The sequence below is a fragment of the Streptomyces sp. MB09-02B genome (assembly GCF_033794485.1).
Lineage (GTDB): Bacteria > Actinomycetota > Actinomycetes > Streptomycetales > Streptomycetaceae > Streptomyces.
Genome location: NZ_JARGEE010000678.1, coordinates 1 through 3019, shown reverse-complemented (window position 1 = coordinate 3019; position 3019 = coordinate 1). Strand labels below are relative to the sequence as shown.

The window sequence follows — 3019 nt, the reverse complement described above, 5'->3', positions numbered from 1 at the left end:
CCCGCCCCGTCGGAGCCGTCGGCCCTCTCCGGCTCAACCGGCTTGTCCAGTACGGTCACTTGGTCCTCTCGCGGGTGGGTTCGGGGCTGCCGGTCGTTCTCCGGCGGTGCGGTGACCTGGTACGACCCGGGGCCTGGTTGATGTTTCAATGCGGGGGTGACCGACTTCGATGTGCTGCGGGTGTTCTGCGGACCCCGTGGCGGATACGGCAACGAACTGGGCGTCGTCCGCGAGGGCTCCGTCATGCCCGACCGTGCCGAGCGCCAGGAGTTCGCCGCCAAACTCGGCTTCAGCGAGACCGTGTTCGTGGACGACCCCGAGCGTGGTGTCATCGACATCTACGCCCCCTCGGCGCGCCTGCCCTTCGCCGGACACCCCTGCGTCGGCGCGGCCTGGCTGCTCGACGTGCCCGAACTGGTCACCCCGGCCGGACTGGTCGGGGCCCGGCTGGACGGTGAGTTCAGCTGGATCGAGGCCCTGCCGGAATGGGCCCCGCCCCGCACGCTGCGCCAGTACGCCTCCGCCGCCGAGGTCGACGACCTGCGCGTTCCGCCGCCCGGCGAGTGGATCTATGCCTGGGCCTGGGAGGACGAGGCCGCCGGCCGTGTCCGCGCCCGCGCCTTCCCCGGCCGCGACGACGGCATCGACGAGGACGAGGCCACCGGCGCGGCCGCCCTGCAACTGACCGCCCAACTGGGCCGCGCCCTGAACATCACCCAGGGCACCGGCTCCCAACTCCTGACAGCACCACAGCCGCACGGCTGGGTCGAGGTCGGGGGACGGGTGTTCCTGGAACGCTAGGGCGCCTTGGAAGCGGGGCCGGACTCTTGTGTTTTCAGGGGCGCGGGGAACTGCGCGACCAGCCCCCACTCACCCGCAGCGAACGATCGACCCCCCGGCGGAGCCTCATGCACTCAGGGGAAACTCGTCCCCCAAGGCAAGAAAGACCGCGGTGTTGAGCGCGAACGCCCGCTTGCACTCACTCACGATCCGCTGCTTCTCCAACTCGTCGGCGCGCACCTGGTCCAGCAGCTCCCGGTACCCCCGCTTGAACGCGGCCGGGTTGGTGATCTCCTCGAAGACGTAGAACCGCACCCCGTCGCCCTTCTTGGCGAAGCCCCACGTCTTCTCCGCCCGGTCCCGGATGATCTGCCCACCGGACAGGTCGCCGAGGTAGCGCGTGTAGTGGTGGGCCACATACCCGCCGGCCCAGGTACGCGCGCACTCCGCGACCCGCGCCGCGTACTCCTCGGTCGCCGGCAGCGCCGTGAGCGTCGCCCGCCAGCCGGGGCCGCGCAGATGCTCCAGGTCCCGCTCCAGCGCGCCGAGCCGCATCAGCTCGGGCTGGACGAACGGCCCCGCGACCGGGTCGTCGGCCAGCGCCGGAGCGGCGCTCTCCAGCGCCTCGTACACGAACCACAGCTGCTCGGTGTACCGGGTGTACGCCTCGACGCCGAGTTTGCCGCCCAGCATGTCGCCCATGAACGTCGTGCTCTCCGCCTCGGTGTGCTGCTCGTGCGAGGCGGTGCGGATGAGCGTGGAGAACGCCGTGTCCGAGGTGACCGACGCGTTCATGGAGGCCTCCGGTGCCTATGGGGGATGGACGAGAACCTGCCGCCATTTTCTATACTTAGGCTTACCTAAGTCAACAGGTTCCCGACTCCCTGTCGGTAAAAACGCTACCCCGAATCCCCTCCGGCCCCACATCGAATCCACGCACGAAAGAACCCGCCGCGGACCGGAGGCCGACGGCGGGCTCTTTCCTCACGTCGAGGCTGGGCGGAACTACGGCAGCGTGAGGATCTCCGCTCCGCTCTCCGTGACCACCAGCGTGTGCTCGAACTGCGCGGTCCGCTTGCGGTCCTTGGTCACGACGGTCCAGCCGTCGTCCCACATGTCGTAGTCGTACGACCCGAGCGTGAGCATCGGCTCGATGGTGAAGGTCATCCCGGTCTGGATGGTGGTGGTGGCGTGCGGGGAGTCGTAGTGCGGGACGATCAGCCCGGAGTGGAACGACGAGTTGATCCCGTGCCCGGTGAAGTCGCGCACGACCCCGTACCCGAACCGCTTCGCGTACGACTCGATGACGCGCCCGATGATGTTGATCTGCCGCCCCGGCCTGACGGCCTTGATGGCGCGGGCGAGCGACTCCCGGGTCCGCTCGACGAGCAGCCTCGACTCCTCGTCGACGTCCCCCACCAGGTACGTGGCGTTGTTGTCGCCGTGCACGCCGCCGATGTACGCCGTCACGTCCAGGTTGACGATGTCGCCGTCGTTCAGCACGGTCGAGTCGGGGATGCCGTGGCAGATGACCTCGTTGACCGAGGTGCACAGCGACTTGGGGAAGCCGCGGTAGCCGAGCGTCGACGGGTAGGCGCCGTGGTCGCACATGTACTCGTGCGCGACCCGGTCCAGCTCGTCCGTGGTGACCCCGGGGGCGATGTGCTTGGCCGCCTCGGCCATCGCCCGGGCCGCGATCCGGCCGGCGAGCCGCATCGCCTCGATCGTCTCCGGGGTCTGCACCTCCGGCCCGGTGTACGGAGTCGGGGCGGGCTTGCCCACGTACTCGGGACGGCGGATGTTCCCCGGTACGGGGCGGGCGGGGGAGAGCTTCCCCGGTGCGAGCAGCGACTGGCCAGACATGCCAGCGAGTTTAACCAGCGGTGGTGGGGGACCATGTCGGTGACGACTGGCGAAGGGAACTCAGGTCATGCCCCTGTTCAAACGGCGTACGGCCGGCAAGCCCGGTGAGTGGTTCTACTGCCTGGAGCACAAGAAGGTCGAAGAGGGCCCCGACTGCCCCGGCAAGGACCGCATGGGCCCCTATGCCTCCCGCCAGGACGCCACCCGAGCCATGGAAACGGCCCAGGAACGCAACGCGGAGTGGGAGAACGACCCCCGCTGGCACGACACCCCCACCCCCCACGGCACCCCCCACTTCCGCCCTTGTTCTTATAAACATCCCCCAACCCAAAAGAAAGGCGAAAAAACCTAAATCCCGCTTCTTCTTAAAAAAAAA

4 protein-coding genes are annotated in these 3019 nt (G+C 68.6%); 2 read left to right on the top strand and 2 right to left on the bottom strand.

Annotation, left to right across the window (positions count from 1 at the left end; all coding sequences use genetic code 11):
• The first annotated feature begins 156 nt into the window (after positions 1-156).
• Positions 157-801 carry a PhzF family phenazine biosynthesis protein gene (locus P1P70_RS42710; protein ID WP_319247618.1) on the top strand — a complete coding sequence of 215 codons (645 nt, stop codon included), beginning with the start codon at positions 157-159 and terminating at the stop codon, positions 799-801.
• Positions 802-906: 105 nt separating this feature from the next.
• Here the strand turns inward: P1P70_RS42710 and P1P70_RS42705 are convergent, their stop codons facing one another.
• Both P1P70_RS42705 and map read right to left on the bottom strand, forming a co-directional pair.
• Complete coding sequence (locus P1P70_RS42705; RefSeq protein ID WP_319247616.1) at positions 907-1575, bottom strand: biliverdin-producing heme oxygenase; 669 nt, start codon at positions 1573-1575, stop codon at positions 907-909.
• A gap of 210 nt (positions 1576-1785) precedes the next feature.
• Positions 1786-2643, bottom strand: a complete 858-nt coding sequence (gene map, locus P1P70_RS42700) for a type I methionyl aminopeptidase (protein ID WP_319247614.1) — start codon at positions 2641-2643, stop codon at positions 1786-1788.
• A 67-nt stretch (positions 2644-2710) separates the two neighbouring features.
• Here map and P1P70_RS42695 point away from each other — a divergent pair, with 67 nt between their 5' ends.
• Entirely contained in the window at positions 2711-2995 is a 285-nt protein-coding gene (locus P1P70_RS42695; RefSeq protein WP_319247612.1) for a hypothetical protein, read from the top strand.
• Positions 2996-3019: the final 24 nt, after the last annotated feature.

Excerpts from the sequence above, each read along its gene's own strand:
- P1P70_RS42705 (WP_319247616.1), bottom strand. The coding sequence starts at position 1,575 with ATGAACGCGTCGGTCACCTCGGACACGGCGTTCTCCACGCTCATCCGC.
- map (WP_319247614.1), bottom strand. The coding sequence starts at position 2,643 with ATGTCTGGCCAGTCGCTGCTCGCACCGGGGAAGCTCTCCCCCGCCCGC.
- P1P70_RS42695 (WP_319247612.1), top strand. The coding sequence starts at position 2,711 with ATGCCCCTGTTCAAACGGCGTACGGCCGGCAAGCCCGGTGAGTGGTTC.